This window comes from Ancylomarina longa, assembly GCF_003996985.1.
In the GTDB taxonomy this organism is placed as follows: domain Bacteria; phylum Bacteroidota; class Bacteroidia; order Bacteroidales; family Marinifilaceae; genus Ancylomarina_A; species Ancylomarina_A longa.
This window is the reverse complement of sequence record NZ_RJJX01000008.1, coordinates 81,023-98,332: the sequence shown is the minus strand read 5'-3', so window position 1 is coordinate 98,332 and position 17,310 is coordinate 81,023. Positions and strand designations below refer to the sequence as shown.

General features: G+C 34.6%; 13 protein-coding genes. 7 read left to right on the top strand and 6 right to left on the bottom strand.

Annotated features, from left to right (window positions below):
* Positions 1-70 precede the first annotated feature (70 nt).
* From DLK05_RS18025 to smpB, 3 genes are all read left to right on the top strand, one after another.
* Positions 71-643, top strand: coding sequence for a Yip1 family protein (locus DLK05_RS18025; RefSeq protein WP_127343475.1), 573 nt, complete (start codon positions 71-73; stop codon positions 641-643).
* Between the two features lie 89 nt (positions 644-732).
* Positions 733-1,323: a hypothetical protein gene (locus tag DLK05_RS07935; protein ID WP_127343474.1), complete on the top strand. Its 591-nt coding sequence runs from the start codon at positions 733-735 to the stop codon at positions 1,321-1,323.
* 152 nt (positions 1,324-1,475) lie between these two features.
* The gene (gene smpB / locus DLK05_RS07930) at positions 1,476-1,922 is read left to right on the top strand and encodes an SsrA-binding protein (protein ID WP_127343473.1); all 447 of its coding nucleotides are present in this window, start codon (positions 1,476-1,478) and stop codon (positions 1,920-1,922) included.
* A 483-nt stretch (positions 1,923-2,405) separates the two neighbouring features.
* Here smpB and DLK05_RS07925 read toward each other — a convergent pair whose 3' ends face one another.
* Positions 2,406-3,581: a MalY/PatB family protein gene (locus DLK05_RS07925; RefSeq protein ID WP_127343472.1), complete on the bottom strand. Its 1,176-nt coding sequence runs from the start codon at positions 3,579-3,581 to the stop codon at positions 2,406-2,408.
* Positions 3,582-3,730: 149 nt separating this feature from the next.
* Here DLK05_RS07925 and DLK05_RS07920 point away from each other — a divergent pair, with 149 nt between their 5' ends.
* Positions 3,731-4,834: a pyridoxal phosphate-dependent aminotransferase gene (locus tag DLK05_RS07920; RefSeq protein ID WP_127343471.1), complete on the top strand. Its 1,104-nt coding sequence runs from the start codon at positions 3,731-3,733 to the stop codon at positions 4,832-4,834.
* A 28-nt stretch (positions 4,835-4,862) separates the two neighbouring features.
* On the opposite strand, the gene DLK05_RS07915 is transcribed toward DLK05_RS07920, so the two are convergent.
* The gene (locus DLK05_RS07915) at positions 4,863-5,609 is read right to left on the bottom strand and encodes a hypothetical protein (RefSeq protein WP_127343470.1); all 747 of its coding nucleotides are present in this window, start codon (positions 5,607-5,609) and stop codon (positions 4,863-4,865) included.
* Between the two features lie 304 nt (positions 5,610-5,913).
* Here DLK05_RS07915 and DLK05_RS07910 point away from each other — a divergent pair, with 304 nt between their 5' ends.
* Together DLK05_RS07910 and uvrA are read left to right on the top strand one after the other, a co-directional pair.
* Positions 5,914-6,906: a lytic transglycosylase domain-containing protein gene (locus tag DLK05_RS07910; protein ID WP_209319785.1), complete on the top strand. Its 993-nt coding sequence runs from the start codon at positions 5,914-5,916 to the stop codon at positions 6,904-6,906.
* Positions 6,907-6,939: 33 nt separating this feature from the next.
* The gene (gene uvrA, locus DLK05_RS07905) at positions 6,940-9,795 is read left to right on the top strand and encodes an excinuclease ABC subunit UvrA (protein ID WP_209319784.1); all 2,856 of its coding nucleotides are present in this window, start codon (positions 6,940-6,942) and stop codon (positions 9,793-9,795) included.
* A gap of 369 nt (positions 9,796-10,164) precedes the next feature.
* Here the strand turns inward: uvrA and DLK05_RS07900 are convergent, their stop codons facing one another.
* The 4 genes from DLK05_RS07900 to DLK05_RS07885 all read right to left on the bottom strand — a co-directional run bounded on the left by DLK05_RS07900 (position 10,165) and on the right by DLK05_RS07885 (position 14,518).
* A complete protein-coding gene (locus DLK05_RS07900; protein WP_127343469.1) occupies positions 10,165-10,977 on the bottom strand; it encodes a TIR domain-containing protein in 813 nt (270 codons plus the stop codon).
* Positions 10,978-11,136: 159 nt separating this feature from the next.
* Positions 11,137-13,050: a putative endonuclease domain-containing protein gene (locus DLK05_RS07895; protein ID WP_127343468.1), complete on the bottom strand. Its 1,914-nt coding sequence runs from the start codon at positions 13,048-13,050 to the stop codon at positions 11,137-11,139.
* A gap of 52 nt (positions 13,051-13,102) precedes the next feature.
* Positions 13,103-13,750, bottom strand: coding sequence for a hypothetical protein (locus DLK05_RS07890; RefSeq protein WP_127343467.1), 648 nt, complete (start codon positions 13,748-13,750; stop codon positions 13,103-13,105).
* A gap of 156 nt (positions 13,751-13,906) precedes the next feature.
* Positions 13,907-14,518: a hypothetical protein gene (locus DLK05_RS07885; protein ID WP_127343466.1), complete on the bottom strand. Its 612-nt coding sequence runs from the start codon at positions 14,516-14,518 to the stop codon at positions 13,907-13,909.
* A gap of 873 nt (positions 14,519-15,391) precedes the next feature.
* On the opposite strand from DLK05_RS07885, the gene DLK05_RS07880 reads away from it, so the two are divergent.
* A complete protein-coding gene (locus DLK05_RS07880; RefSeq protein ID WP_127343465.1) occupies positions 15,392-17,059 on the top strand; it encodes a nucleoside kinase in 1,668 nt (555 codons plus the stop codon).
* The last annotated feature ends 251 nt before the right edge of the window (positions 17,060-17,310 follow it).

Genomic DNA, 17,310 nt, shown 5'->3' with positions numbered 1-17,310 from the left:
TGAACCTGCATCTTAACTGCCAACAAAATTACTTTAAGTTTTTCTAATTCACCAATACTCCATTATCTATATGAACAGCTATCAAATTTATAGACATGCGTTTCGCCTTTTATTTGCTACTAATAGCGAGTGGGAATCTATCCACAATAAGGAAGTCGGCACCAAATCTCTTCTCTTTCATCTAATTCTTCCGATGGTGTTGTTACTGACTATCTGTAACTTTCTGGGATACCGATTTTTCGACACAAAAGTTTCGTTGCATTTACAAATGCATATTTTCACATCAGTTAGCACCTTTATTTTTTCTATTTTAACCATATTCTTATCGGCCTATTTACTCAGTTTTTTTGCTGTATGGCCAACTAAATCCAAAAGATTTCAAAAAGCATTTACCTTGACCGCCTTCTCCTTTTTCCCTGGATTGATTTTTAATTCGTTGGCATTTCTCCTACCTAATCTTAATTATTTAACCATTTTGGGTTTATTTAGTTTCTACATCCTATATCATGGCATTACACCTATTTTAAATATTCCTTCAGAAAAAAAATCTGGCTATTTTACTTTTATTTTGATTGGTCTATTATCCCTTTATGCAGCAATGGGAGCTTTTTTTATTGGTTTTACCAGTCTTTTTGGATTTTGATAGATAGGAACGAATTATTAATGGAAATTGTAATTAATACCAAAAAGCTTGTTTAATTTTGTTCTCATTGAAAAAACAAGTTCATAATCATGAAACAGACTTTAAGCAATCTTTTGAATACTATCATTCACTTGCAGAACCTACTTTTTACACCCCAAAAAGAATGGGAAAGGATAGCTGCTGAAAACTTAGGTATCAAACAAATATTTCTGAAATTTACTTTCCCTCTGATTACTATTTGTTCCTTAATTTCTTTTACTGGAGTACTGATTCGTCAACAAGGTATTGGGATTGGGGTTTCCATGTTTTTTGTTAGTCTATTCTCACTACTTGCCGGCATTTATACATCTGCAAAATTTATAGAATGGTTATTACCAAATTTCCAGCTTCAGATTCAATCTGAAATAATTTTTCAATTAGTTATTTACAGCGCATCCATTTTTTGCTTATTTCATGGTGCTTCGAAACTATTTGCTACTTATTCTTTTCTGCGACAAATATGCCTATTGACTGAATTATATTTCATAAGAGTTTTATGGATTGGAACTGGAAGTCTTTTATCCATACCTAATAATAAAAGGCCTGGCTTTACAATTATGTCGAGTATATTGGTGATTGTACTTCCTTTAATTTTTGAACGAATGTTTTCCATTCTTTTCAAGCTTCCAATCACAATTTAAATATTAAATTTGCGAATGTATTTACAGTACATTTATAGATCTGCTTTTCACTAAATATTTCTATTTAGTACACATTAACTCAAAATGATGTACTGGACGTACAGTAAAACAAGTATTGGTACTGGAAACCAACAAATATGAAGTAAAATAACATGCAAAGAATCAACATTAAAAATAAAAGAGCCAGTTTTGAATTTGAACTCATCGAGAAATTTGTCGCTGGTATTCAATTATTCGGAACCGAAATAAAGTCTATTCGAGAAGGAAAGGCTAGCCTGGTAGATTCCTTTTGTTATTTCTCGGGAAATGAGCTATATGTAAAAGAAATGCATATTTCTGAATATAAATTTGGCTCCTATTACAATCACGAAGAAAAACGAGAACGTAAACTTTTGCTTAATCGAAAAGAGCTCGATAAACTTGATAGAAAGACTAAAGAATCTGGCTTAACAATTGTTCCGCTTCGCTTATTCATCAACGACAGAGGCTTTGCAAAAATGGAAATAGCACTTTGTCGAGGCAAAAAGCACTACGACAAAAGAGAAAGTTTAAAGCAACGTGATCACAAAAGAGAAATAGATCGACTGATGAAGAGATAGTTAGAAATACTACTTGTTTTTTTCTAAAAAAGCTTTCAAAATCCTCATTAGTAATCCCCTTTTTATTCTATATTTGCAGCCCGTTAAAGTTTTAGGTAGAGCGTGTTCGAATTGAGGTATGTCAACCGCTTATCAACAAGTTATCAACACTGTTAATTCATTGTTAATAACTTATAGTACTCCTTATTTTATTGACTTGCAAATGTTCATATCTCCATCTTACCCAAATGGAAATCCATCACTATTAACAGGTCTGATAAATCCATTATCAACAAGCTAAAATTCACAAAGTATCAACATAAGAAAAACCCCGATAAAAATATCGAGGTTTAGTGTGTACTAAAATAGAATTTTGATTTTATTGCAGAAAATCAATTATTGATTGTGGATATTACATAGGGTGATTTACAATTCAATTGATTCATTCTCCTACTCATTAATTCCTTTTTTTTGCAAAAGGTAACCCTACGAAGTTGATTTTTTTTAAGATTTTTTTAAAATAGCTTCTTTCAACTGATTTAAAGCCTGTTCTAATATTGATCTGGGACAGGCGATATTCATTCGCATATAACCTTCACCCTCCATTCCAAAAGTTGTTCCTTTGTTTAATGCTAAATCAGCATCCTCAACCGCCAATTGATAAATTTCTTCGGAGGACATACCTAGTTTCCGACAATCCAGCCATACCAAATATGTTGCTTCCGGTTCAATCATACTAATTTGAGGTAAATTCTCCTGTAAATATTTTCGCAAGAAATTCACATTCCCTTCCAGATAAATCATTAACTGTTCCAACCATTCCTCTCCCTTTTCATAGCCCGCCTTCATTGCAATATGTCCAAATAAATTTCCCAGATTTAAATGCAATGCAGATAATAATTTCTCATATTTCATCTTCAATTCAGAGTTGGGAACAATAACTACTGAACTGGCAAGTCCGGCAACATTAAATGTTTTGGAGGGAGCAATACATGTTATTGTCCTTTGTGCTAATTCAGCAGAAAGCGAGCCTATAGGAATATGTTTATACCCATTAAATGTTAGATCCTGATGTATTTCGTCCGAAATTATTAAGAAATCGTGTTTTATTGCAAGTTCTCCCAATTTTAATAATTCATCTTTTCTCCAAACTCTTCCTACAGGATTATGAGGATTACTAAGCAATATAGCACGAATTCCATCCTGTGCAATTTTTTCTAATTGAAGGAAATCCATTTCATAACCATGGGCTGTTCTTCGTAAAGGATTGTGCCTGATTTTCCTTTTTGTATCTCGTACTACATGGTAGAATGGATGATAAACAGGAGGTTGAACCGCAATTACATCTCCTTCATTAGTGAGACTAAGCAGTAGTAAGGAAAGTGCCGTTACCACACCTGGACTTGAGGATATCCAATCTACATTCACTTGCCAGCCATGCCTTTTTTCTAACCAATTTTGAACACTTGTAATGCAAGCTTCCCCTCGAAACGAATATCCATATATCTCATGATTTGCTCTTTCAGCAATAGCATTAGAAATGCATGGAGGAACTTTAAAATCCATGTCGGCAACCCATAACGCAAGGAGATCTTTTTTTCCGAAGTACTCCAATAGTTTATCGTATTTAACCGAGTCGGTATTCTTCCTGTCGATTATCTCATCAAAATCAAATTTCATGTTGTTACCATTAAATTGAAAGGTGAAAATAGTCATTTTTGAACTGTCTGTAAAGCACATCAAATAATTTGCGTATTACTTTTGTTTAGACTTAATTCGTGTAAGCAAACAAATTATTTCAGTATTAATATTTGAAACTAAATTGAGAAATGGATATTCAAAAGAGTGGAGCCAGATATTCTGCAATTGTAGGCATTGGAGAAAAAATCAAACAAAAAAGTAAAGAAACCAATTCCGAATATCTGTTATTAAATCGTGGAGTAAACTCTGTTTGTAATATTGATTTAAATTCAATTGTTTCCGACATTGATTTTAACACTGTGGAAATGCAGGTTTATCCACCATCGCAAGGAAGACCAGAACTCCGAAATTCGATCAACGAACATTATTTTAACAAAGAAAGCAAAATTGAGAATATTTTAATTTGCGGAGGGGGTATGTCTGCACTCGATTTGGTTTTTCAAAGTATTAAAGTTAAACAGATTTTGTTACCAGAATATTATTGGGGTTCCTATGCTCAAATAATGACCATACGAGGAATTGAGTCTAACACCTATGCCAAGCTGGAAGATTTAGAAGAACGTACAGAATCTTTAAAAAACTCAGCTGTTATTATATGCGATCCCAATAACCCGCTTGGAAATAAACTCCCTGATGAAAAAATCCTTCAGCACATTCATCATTTAAATGACAATGGTACTATTGTAATTGTAGACTGTCCTTATCGTAGGATTTTTTGTGGAGAAGAAGATGATTTCTTCCAACAATTGGTAGATTGTGAAAATGTTATTATCGTTGAAAGTTTTAGTAAATCGCTTGGTTTAAGCGGTCAAAGATTGGGATTTATTCATACTCCTCACAAAGATCTAACAGAGGAACTTGGCATTCGATTAATGTATGCGACCAATGGAATAAATGCTTTCTCTCAAATCCTAGTGCATAGCTTATTAAGCACAGAAAAAGGAAAACAGGCTACGCTAGATTTTAAGACCAGTACCGTAGCAGGCATTCGAAAAAATATTGAATTTCTAAAAAGCAAACATCTATTGGCAGAAAAATTTTACCAGGATTCAGAACCTGTGGGGATTTTTGCAGTAGTTAATCAGTCGGAAGAAAAGTTGTTAGAACACCGAATCGGTAGTGTATCATTAAGCTATTTTACCAGAAACAAGAAGGAGTCAGCTCAAAAATTTGCCAGAATATGCGTTTCTGTTCCACACGATAAATTCAGAACTTATTTCAACCAATTCTAAAAGATAAATCTGCAAAAATAGTTAGGAGTCAGGGTAGTTTATCTCCCGACTCCCTTATCAATTCAACTATACCAGAACCAGAGACACTCAAATCCCAATAATGACGATGAATACATCCCGAAGGACAATCTCCCCAACCATAACTAAATACCAAATTGATTTGATCAGGACTGGAATCTATTAATTCTATCTGAGAACCATCCCCTATACATGCCTGTGCATTGGCACTTTTCACGAAAGGGAAGTCCCGGATTTTAGCTGCCAAGGCCTGATGATTTAATCCTACATCAGTGGAAATGAGATATTGCGCATTTCCTAAGGAGTCGATATCTAAATTATAGAATGCGATCAGTTCATCCAACTGACTATTTCCAGAAATACCATTGGCAAACCAATTAGAGAAAAAAGGCTGAAGCGTATCTTCTTTTACCATGGTTTGGTGCAACTGTTGACGGCACAAAGCATGAATATGGAGTTCTTTTATGGTATTTGCAGCTACTATTGTAGAATCAAGATATACCATTTGCAAAGCCGCCACGATAGGAGCAATATGCGTTTCTTCTATATCAATAGAATTAATTTCCTTCATTTCCTCAATAAGATACTGATCCAAACAGATTAGTTTGGAATCATCAAGAAGAATTTGAAAAACAGAATCGGAAACACCTGATAGTTGAATCACTTCAGTAGGAAAATCAATAGGCGCATTACCATCGCAGGACGAAAATAAAAGTCCACTAAATAAAAACAGAAAGACTACTAAATAGATTTTCATCAGATTAAACTTAGGTAAATGCACGCTTCTCTCTCAAATTATGATCATGATAGTGAACATCTTCAACAGCATTACAAAATAACAAGTGGTATTATTCCTTAACGAGAACCGTTCCAATTTGTTGCATTAAAACAGCTTATAAATTAACAAGAAATACATCATCATCAAAGTCCTCCTAACTATTGGGAATTAATCTTGATAAAGTCGAGCATTTTGGTGATGTAAAGAGCAGATAAAGTATAACTTTTTATCGGGATATAGAGTAGAATCATATACTTTTGGTAACCTTTAAACTTACAGAACCGTGACTATAAATAAATCCATTAAAAATTTACTCGTTTTAATTGTTTTCCTGAGCGGATTTTATCTTACCGCTCAATTGTTTAATTATTCAACAGCTGATGATCCGGCTGCAAAAACTACAAATAGCGAATATATGAGTCGCTACAATGTTTATGCATTACAAACACCGGATAAAATGCGGTTTGGAAGAGAAAAAGTTCCTTTAGACAGATGGGACGTAAAGGAAGCTCTAGATCGCGAATTACTTGTTAACACCTACTGGCAATCTCAAACCATGCTCTTTCTAAAACGAGCAAATCGTTATTTCCCAATCATCGAACCCATTTTAAAGGATCATGATATTCCCGAAGATTTTAAATATTTAGCTTTAATTGAAAGCGGATTTCTGCCAACCATTAAATCGCCTGTAGGAGCGGTTGGAATATGGCAATTTATGAGTGGTACGGCCAAAGATTACGGTCTGGAAATATCAACTGAAATAGATGAAAGATATAATATCGAGAAATCAACCATAGCAGCCTGTAAATATTTTAGAAAGTCATACGAAAAATATGGAAGCTGGACTTTAGTAGCAGCATCGTACAATGCAGGCCGGAGATTTTTGGATAAGCAACTAAAATTACAAAATGCAGGAAACTACTATGATTTACTTTTGGGAGAAGAAACAGGCAGATATGTATATCGAATTTTGGCGATAAAATTAATAATGGAAAGACCTGCTGATTTTGGATTTCGATTCAGGAAATCGGATCTCTATCCCAATATTCCTACGCAAAAAGTAAAAATAAACTCAGCCGTAAAGGATTTTGCCTTGTTTGCAAAGAAACATGGCGTTAACTATAAAATATTAAAGAATTTCAATCCCTGGTTGCGTAAACCCTACCTCACAAATAAATATAAAAAAGAGTACGAAATTACACTTCCTGCAAAAGGATATATTAATTTTGCATTTTCTGATTATAAAATCAGGGATGGTTCTGTTCCAAAGAAATAGATCTATTCCACTGTTAAAAAAGGAGATTGTAATTTGAGTTCTACAGCAACCAAAAATAAAGAGGAACATTTAGAAACCGAGAATATTGAAGTAATCGGGGCTCGTGTTCACAACCTCAAAAATATAGATATTAGTATCCCGCGTAATCAACTTTCTGTAATTACAGGACTGAGTGGTAGTGGAAAATCATCTCTTGCTTTTGACACTATTTACGCCGAAGGACAAAGACGTTATATTGAGACCTTTTCGGCGTATGCAAGACAGTTTTTGGGAGGAATGGAACGCCCTGACGTGGATAAAATTACAGGATTGAGTCCCGTAATTTCCATAGAACAGAAAACGACCAATAAAAATCCAAGATCTACTGTTGGTACGATAACCGAACTATATGATTTCCTTCGTCTATTATATGCCCGGGCAGGCATTGCATATTCCTACGAGACAGGCGAGAAAATGGTAAAATATACCGACGAGAAAATCATCGAGCTGATACATGAAAAGTTCAGTAGTCGGAGAATATATATTTTGGCACCTATTGTAAGAGGCAGAAAAGGACATTACAAGGAATTATTTGAGCAAATCCTAAAAAAAGGATTTCTCTACGCACGTGTAGATGGCGAAATCGTAGAACTCATGCATGGCTTTAAGGTCGATCGTTATAAAAATCACACCATTGAAATTCTCATCGACAAATTAGTGGTGGAAGAAGTTGGGGATAAACGATTAAAGGAATCGGTGCAAACCTCTATGAAACATGGAAAAGGCATTACCATGATTTTCGACAAAGATACAGAAGAAGTAAAGTATTACAGCCGGTTATTGATGTGCCCAAGTTCCGGAATATCATACAATACACCTGCTCCTCACAGTTTTTCTTTCAATTCTCCTCATGGTGCTTGTTCCAGATGTAAAGGTTTGGGAAGAGTGAACACCATCGATTTGGAAAAAATAATTCCGGATCAAACCTTAAGCATTCGCGAGGGAGGAATTGTTCCTTTAGGAAAACACAAAAACAGTTTAATATTTTGGCAAATAGAGGCGATTGGCAGAAAATATAATTTTGATATGAATACGCCAATCGAAGCCATTCCTGAAGAAGCTCTAAGCATAATTCTGGATGGTTCCAGTGAGACCTTTAAATTGGAAAATACTCCATTAGGCAATTCTTCTAATTATTTTTTAAGTTTTGATGGAGTACTCAAATACATCTCCAATCAGGAAAGTAACGGAACATCCAAAAGAGCCAAAAAATGGGCTGACCAATTCATCAAAACCTCTATTTGTCCTACCTGTAATGGACAAAGGTTGCAAAGAGAAGCATTACATTTTAAAATTCATGATAAAAACATTGCCGAATTAGCAGCAATGGATCTGAGCATGCTCAAGGAATGGTTTAACACTGTTGAAGATCATTTGAGTGATAAGCAGAAACAAATAGCCACTGAGGTATTAAAAGAAATACGAACACGTTTAGATTTTTTGCTTGATGTGGGATTAGAATATCTTTCGCTAAACAGAAGTTCGGTGAGTCTTTCGGGTGGAGAATCGCAGCGAATTCGTCTGGCTACCCAAATAGGTTCGCAATTGGTAAATGTATTGTACATACTCGACGAGCCAAGCATCGGTTTACATCAACGAGACAATCAACGCCTGATTCATTCCTTGCAACAGCTAAGGGATTCTGGTAATTCGGTGATTGTGGTAGAACATGATAAGGATATGATCTGCTCTGCTGATTATGTGGTGGATATGGGCCCATTTGCAGGCAAACACGGTGGCGAAGTTGTTGTGGCGGGTACTCCAAAAGATATATTAGCAGGGAACAGCTTAACGGCAAAATATTTAAACGGATATTTGGAGATTGCAATTCCTGAATCCCGGAGAAAAGGCAATGGTAAAAGTATTGATTTAAAAGGATGCACAGGAAATAATTTGAAAAATGTAGATGTCAATTTCCCATTAGGAAAATTTATTTGTGTTACCGGAGTGTCGGGTAGTGGCAAATCCAGCCTTATCAACAACACACTTCATCCTATTTTATCCCAAAAATTCTATAAATCAGTAAAAGATCCCTTGCCATTCAAAGAAATAAAAGGCATCAAAAACATCGATAAAGTAGTTGAAGTAAATCAATCTCCTCTTGGTCGCACACCACGATCCAACCCTGCTACCTACACCAATTTGTTTGGAGAGATTAGGAAATTATTCGAAAAACTACCCGAATCACAGATCCGGGGATATAAAGCAGGACGATTTTCTTTCAACGTAAAGGGAGGCAGATGTGAAACCTGCATGGGAGCTGGTATTCGATCTATCGAAATGAATTTTTTACCCGATGTTTATGTGCCTTGTGATGAATGCAATGGTAAACGATACAATCGGGAAACACTAGAAGTGCGATATAAAGGAAAATCAATTGGCGATGTGTTGGACATGACCATCAATCAATCCGTTCCATTTTTTGAAAATATACCTCCTATCTACAATAAATTAAAGGTATTGCAAGATGTTGGTTTAGGATATATTACACTAGGACAACCATCTACCACTTTATCAGGAGGAGAGTCGCAGCGGGTTAAGTTGGCTAGTGAATTGTCAAAACGAGATACCGGTAAAACTTTGTACATCCTGGACGAACCTACAACAGGCTTACATTTCGAAGATATTAGAGTATTACTAACTGTACTAAACCGATTGGTGGATAAAGGAAATACCGTGATTGTAATAGAACACAATATGGATGTAATTAAAGTAGCCGATCATATTATTGATATTGGAAAAGAAGGAGGCAGAAAGGGAGGCGAAATTCTTTTTACCGGAACTCCAGAAGAACTGGTAAATTGCAAAGACTCCTTCACTGCTCAATTTTTGAGAGACGAATTAAAATAATCTGCTAAGCATTAAAATTCCATTTTTTCCAAATATTCTGAATTAGTGCTGCCAATAATAATCGGCATTCGCCAGGCGAATAAAGTGATGCACATGTCTGCCTGTGCCTATAATCTGAAAAAACTACTGAAATTTGTTAGTAAAAACACGGAAACAATGGTAAATGAAGCCATTGTTTGTTTTTCTACTGCAATGAACTCATTTGGCTCATTTAATTCCTTTTTAAGCGTTCAATAATTTAAAATTTCGGGATTGTTAACCTAAAAAAGGAAGCTTTAAAAGCTCGCTAATTAGCAAACTTTTAAAGCTTCCTTCTTATTTATTAAAAATATTAATCGGTTGTGCAACGGTTACTTTTGTTATGGGCTTTTATTTATTTCCCCAGTATATCTTTTTTGAATTAAATAATTCATCTCCTTTATAAAATTCCACTTCAGCTTCTCCCTCGCCTTGAAATTGTATCTGTCTTATCCCTTTTTTATTTTCTCCGAGTATGAAAACTTGATGATTAGAGTCGAAGTCGTATGTTTCATTAATCCAACCATCACTTTGCCCTACGCTCAGTAACCAAATATTTTGCATACCATCAACCTTAGAGAGGTTTCTAATTTTTATTTTTAACGGAAACTGATTTGGAGTATGTGCTTCTAAACTATAATTTAAATTAGGTTCGAGCATAGTTATAGAATCATTCAAAATATTGTTTCCAAGCAGATTTGAGTTTGGAAAATCCGGCGAAAAAAGAGTATTTATTCGTTGTTTTACTTGTCGAACAAATGGTCCAATAGAAGCTGAAATATTTGGATGTTCTGCGTCATATGTACCTGGTGTAATTCCTAGCAGATCTGTTGGCAGATGAACGTCCTGATTACGTGGAATTAAATAGAACACCTTATCTCGTCCTAACTTACCCATAAACAATCCTAATTCAAATATCACATTGTCTCTAACTACAGGTTTTTCTGTATCTCTTATTTTAATGATATCATCTGGTGATAAAATAAAAATAGCAAAATCGCTCGACTGCAAAATGCTAAATAGACTTTCAATTGTTGTCATTGAAAGTTGAAAAATATCTTGCGTCCATATTTCAGGAAATGCTGTGTGTTCTAGGTTTGATTGCACAGCTTCTGCCAAATCTAAATTTTCTACTGAAGAACCTATAAATATTCTTGGTTTCATATTTTTTGTGTTTAATTGCCCATAACTTTTAGTGTATGATTTCGTAAGGGATTTCGGACTTCAAACCTGTCAAATTACAACCCAAAATTGATGCGGATGATACCGCTCGAAAACCTCTGAAACCCTTATGCACTATACACATTGTTGGCATTTCGTTGTTTATACTGTCTTTAATATATATTCAATTCTTTCTTTCCAATATGGAACTGGAACTTTATAATAAGTATCGTAATCAGGGTAAAGGACAATCAAATACATCTTTGAAATTTCAAGGTTATATTTGTTTTCTAAAATATACCGATATAAACTTTGTTGAAGACAATATCTATTATAGCTCGTGTCGGGAATATCTGATAATTTTCCAATGCCTGATTGCCATTGATTGTGAACAATTGGTTCACCTGTTGCCCTATTTATTACCTTTTTACTCCTTTTCCAATCATAGATTTCAAAGTCCTTACCATTCTTAGAAATCAAATCAATCGTTCCCGCTACCCCATAATCTTCGTCAAATATTCTCCATTCCGTTCTGTATGGGGTAATGTCTTTATTTGCTTCAACAAATTTTTCGAATAAATCGAATTCTGCGGTTCTTTCATATCCTTGGTTTAGATAGTAATTCTCAATTTGTTCATGTAAGAATGTTCCTTCCTGGGCTGCCTTTTCTCCTTTTGTTCTCCACATGTAAGCGACTTCAATGGGAGACATGCCAAGCTCAGGTGCTTTTCTATTAGACCAATATTCGGTATCGAATTCTGGAAAGAATTTACCAATTATCGTGCTTGCAGAAGGCAACGGCATATTATCAACTATGTAAACATGATTTTCTGGATAAAAAGAGATTCTCTTATCCCTTGGATGAGCATTTGTTTTATTAAATCCAACTTTTTTACCTTCGTCTGCAACACCAATTATGCTTGGTTTTACAAATTCCTCTTCGTTATTTTCTTGCTCATTAAAATCACGCTCGACTGTTTCTTTTTCTTCGAATACTTCACCAAATTCATGATGTAAGTATTTTTCTCTAAATTTTTCTTTTTCCCACTTTTGTGCCTGAACAACATTCCATACTTTTTCAGGCTTTAAATCTGATACAGATTCCAAATCAGTCGGAATAAAATAACTACAATCAACTTTCTTAATTACCTGTGCAGTGAACTTCAAACATTCTAACTCCTGAGTGTGAACTTGATATTCAGAGAAACGAATAACAATCCATCCTCTATCAATAAAGTAGGTGTCTCTCATTAAGTCGTCACCCTTACAATGCGTAGGTTGTCTTGTTAATCCTGCATATGGCTCGTCAATTTCTATGTCAATTCGCAGATTATAAGTATTTCCTTTTTCAATTATTGCAATGTCAGGTTCAAAAGGTCTTATATCTTTACCTGTATTTAATCTCACATTACCCGATATTTCAAATAGATTTCCAAAATATTTTTCAATTGAGTTCTGAAAAACTTCTTCTTTAAATCCTCTACGCTTTGTATTGCCATATCTATGAGTTCTAACTACACAGTCCATTTTAGGACACCTTAAAACAGCGAAAGAGTCTTTGCTTTCTGGTAAATCAAGTTTGTAATTAACAAATAAGGTTTTATCAACTTTTACTTTATCTTCCTTTTTTGCAGCAGGCAGCTTTTCTGTGGATTTTCTTTTAGATTCCGTCTTTACAACTTCAATCGTATTTTGAGTGATTTTGGGTTCTGATTTATACTTTATATCAGGTTCACTAATTTTTTCTGTTTTTTGCTTAGGTTGTTTGTATTCGGACTTACTTTTAACAGAAGTCTTGCTTTTTGATATAGTTTTCTTTTCTTCCTCAATTTTTCGTTTATAATTGGCTTCAATTTCCTCTTTAATTCTCTTATCTTTTACAAGTTTCTCAGCCTCATTTTTTTTTCTCTTAACTTCTTCTATCCGTTGCTGTTCAATTATTTTTCTCCTTCTTTTCCTACGTACCAACAAAAATATTACAACAATCAGGAGAATAGCAAAGAAAATCAACCCTGTCCAAATTTCCATTGGATGGGATTTAAGTAAAACGCTTATTTTTTCATATAGTTCTGTCATGTAGTAGGGTCTTTTTTTACAATGAATGCCAACGTTAAACTGTAAGAATCCGTCACCTGTTATGATTTTTACAGCCTGTTGGGATGAATTTTGCTGTTACAGGCTGTGGTTTTATCAAATTTATTTTCAATAGTCCATTAATAAATTTCTCATATTTATGATATTCAGTCAATAAAGTCTTTTTGTCCCAAATTATTTGGCTTGTCTGATATTTGATTTTTACTACATCATTTTCTGTCTGAATATTAAAAATTGAAATCTTTTGGTTTAATATCAATTCTCTAATTTCTTTATCTGCAAGAAATTCTTGAATATCCCTTGACCTGTTTGTTTTAAATCCAATTTTTTTATCAAAGTCTCTATATTCTGAATATTGCCCGTTAAGTCTAAAAAGTTTTTCAAATAGTCCTTTTTCCCAGTAGTAAAAATAAAATTCATTCTGATTTTCAAGGTCAGTTGTGATTCGTAAACTATTTAAATAGAATTCATCATTTATTGTTGGAGATTTCAAAAAAGTCGAATGAAGTTCTAATTTTATTTCTTGAAAATATTTTTCTATGCTCAGGTGATAATGGTCATAAACCATTACTCCGGCATTTTGCACCTGTTTCGAAAGTCTAAAAGTTCCTTCAATTTCATCAGCAGTTTCTTGCCAGAAATATTTTGGATTAATATTTACTAATACTGATTTTCTTTTCATTTTAGTTTCTTCTCACCATTGCCCATAACGGTTTTGCTAAAATTAGTGGGCGATTTCCAACCGCCGCCTTATCAAAACCGCCTGTGTTTATTGATTTTGTTACATTATCTAGTTGAGCGTCACCGCCCATTAATTTTAACTTTTGTTAGCGCACGTTTACTTTACACCAAAAAGAGATCGGAATTTATCTGCTAGGGATTCTCTTATTTTCAATAATTCTTCTTGTGATTCTTCTTCTAGCTTGAGCCATCGTCTAAATGCAGTTTCTCCTTGCTTTTCTTTTTCCAAATAAAACGCTCTATCTTCTTTCTCAAAATTAGATTGTCTTTTCACCCTTAACGATTCTAAAATGAATGATTTACTAACTTTTAAAGCGTTTTCTATTTCATCACATAACTGCTTCGTAAAATATATTTTATTCTTTTCAAATTTAGCTTTTGTTTGTTCGAGGAGTTCCTTTGCTTTATCTTCTCTTTCATGACTTTCTAACCATTCAGGTCCTTGCCATGTTGTAGTTACACTATTTATAAGCTTCTCTAATTCTGTGAAGTCTGAGAATAAATCTTTTATAAATTCCGCTCTGTCATTATGCAGCTTACTAAATTTAGTTTGATGTTCATAATTAGCTCGAACTAAATCATTTTTATAGGAGTCAATTTTTAAACTTAAATAATGCTCAAATATTTTCCTTCCTAAATATGCAATCAACCCAGTTATTGTAACTGCTGTGATACCAAATTCTGCAAGTGTTTTTAAAGTTGTTTCCATGTTTCCAAAATGTGCGCTAACGTAAAAGTGTTTTATCCTTTTGTTATTGCTTAAAATTACGTTTTGTGAACTCTTGATTATTGCAAGAGACTTATTACTTAGAGGAGTATAAACCTTAATCGTTTTTGAACTTCCCTACCCCAAGACTTCCTGTATATATCTTAAATCTATTCCTTACTCCCGCTAAGTTGTTAGTCTGTACGAAATCGCCTAGCCTAATCTCCCCTTTCGCATTTAGTATGTTTTCTAAAAGCCCCCTAAAATTAAATATATTATTTAATATTTAGCAGGGATTTCATAGGTTATGATCATAGAATCATTTTAAATAAGATTTATACCAACAAAATTGTAGAAGTAGTCCTGCCGGGATTTAGGTAATCCTGCTGCAAAAAACGCCGTCCTGCCGGTAATTTACGCGTCCTGCTACTAAATAACCTGTCCTGCCGATAATTTGGTCGTCCTGCTAAAAAATAAGTTGTCCTGCTAAAAAATAAGTCGTCCTGCCGGGCAGGGCGATAAATGATATAGCAGGGCGGGTAAACATGCAGCAGGGTAATACAAAATGCAGCAGGACGGGTAAATATCTGGCAGGAGAACTCAAAAGGCGGCAGGAAATACGGAAATACTAGCAGGACGATAAAAAAGGCAGCAGGAAACATCAAAATGTTGGCAGGATTACCTTTAGTAGTGGCAGGGCGACAAAAAAGACAGCAGGATAAGAAATATTTCGGCAGGGAATCAGGAATACCGGCAGGGCGTTTTTTTTAACAATACACCTAAATTAAGAGGAGAATAACATCAAGCTATGGCATTATTCTTATCTTTAGTGGGCAGTACTTAAGAACAAATACTGATTTTAAATGATGATAGTTTATGGGAAAATTAGTTGATATTTTTTTCGAAGACCTACAGGAGAAAAGGTCTTATCCTGTAGGAACTAACCTACAAAGCATACTTGAAGACACACTCCTCCAATTAGAAGGTCCAATTTTGGGAGCGATGGTCAACAACAAAATAAAAGAACTTACCTACGAAATTTACAAACCCAAAAATGTAAAATTCATCGATCTCACCAATCAGGATGGGCGCAGAATGTACGACCGATCGCTCTCTTTTGTATTATACAAAGCTATTCACGATCTGTATCCGGGAGCCAAATTCAGAATAGAACATTCCGTATCCAACGGCTTGTATTGTCGCTTAACCAATAAAAATATCATTCTTACTCCGGATGACATTGCCCAAATAAAAAAGCAAATGCTGGATATTATTCAGGCAGATATACCTTTTATCAGGGAAGAAATTGAAACCGAAAAAGCAATACAGTTATTCGAAAGTCATGGATTACACGAAAAAACCAGTTTGTTGCGAACCCGTGGAAATCTATATACTTCGGTATATCATTTAGAGGATTGTATCGACTATTTTTACGGATTTATTGCTCCATCTACCGGAGTACTAAAAGTATTCGATTTACTTCCCTTTTATCGCGGCATGCTATTAATGAGTCCGCAACGAGAAAATCCCGACAAGGTAGAAAGCTATTTAGAACAGGAAAAAATGCTAAAAGTATTTAGCGAATACAAACGTTGGGGTAAGGTATTAGACATATCAAACATTGGAGATTTAAACCGATATGTGGCCGACAAAAATATTTCGGAGCTGATTAAAATATCAGAAGCATTACACGAGAAGAAAATCTCGCAAATAGCTGATAAAATCAGAAAAAAAAGAAAACACACCAAGTTAATTCTGATATCGGGACCATCCTCATCGGGAAAAACCACCTTCGGAAAACGACTTGCCATACAGTTGAAAGTAGCAGGATTGAATCCTGTAAATCTATCGCTGGATAATTATTTTGTAGATCGGGAACATACGCCTCGCGACGAAAATGGAGAATATGATTTTGAAGCTTTAGAAGCTTTGGACATTGAATTGTTCAATCAAAATTTGGTGGATTTATTACACGGAAAAGAAGTGGAACTCCCCAAATTTTCTTTCGAGAAAGGAACTCGATACTACGATGGGGAGAAACTAAAAATTAATGGAAAACAGATTTTGGTAGTAGAAGGTATTCACGCTTTGAATCCCAATCTAACACCCCTAATTGATCTGGAAGCTAAATTCCGCATTTATATTTCAGCGCTTACCTCCATTTCTATTGATGGACACAATCGTATTCCCTCAACTGATAATCGTTTAATTCGAAGAATTGTTCGCGATTATAAATACAGAAATTATAGTGCCCTGGATACGATCAGCCGATGGGGAAGCGTTCGTCGGGGCGAACAAAAAAACATCTTTCCTTACCAGGAGGAAGCCGACGCAATGTTTAACTCAGCCTTACCCTATGAATTGGGCGTTTTAAAACGATATGCAGAACCAATCCTAAAAGAAATCCAGCCAAATAAAGCCGAATATTCCGAAGCGAACAGGCTGTTAAAATTCTTCAGTTATTTTCTGCCTATTTGCGACGACGAAATTCCACCCACATCGCTCATGCGTGAATTTTTAGGAGGAAGTACTTTCGAATATTAAAAGAGGATACAATAGGAGACTTGAAAAAAAATCAAGTCTCTTTTTTAATATTATCTAAAGCGAATTTTTAAGACAATCTCCCAATATAAACCTAACCCCTTGTTGTTTAAACTTTCTGTTCTGTTCAAATATGCCTTCAGAGCAAACAATACTTAACTTTTATTTGCGATTTTGAAAAACAAAATTGAAATCAAAATTTTGATCCATATTCTAAGAAAGTAAAACAATTGGTTCTCAGCATTAAAACCCTT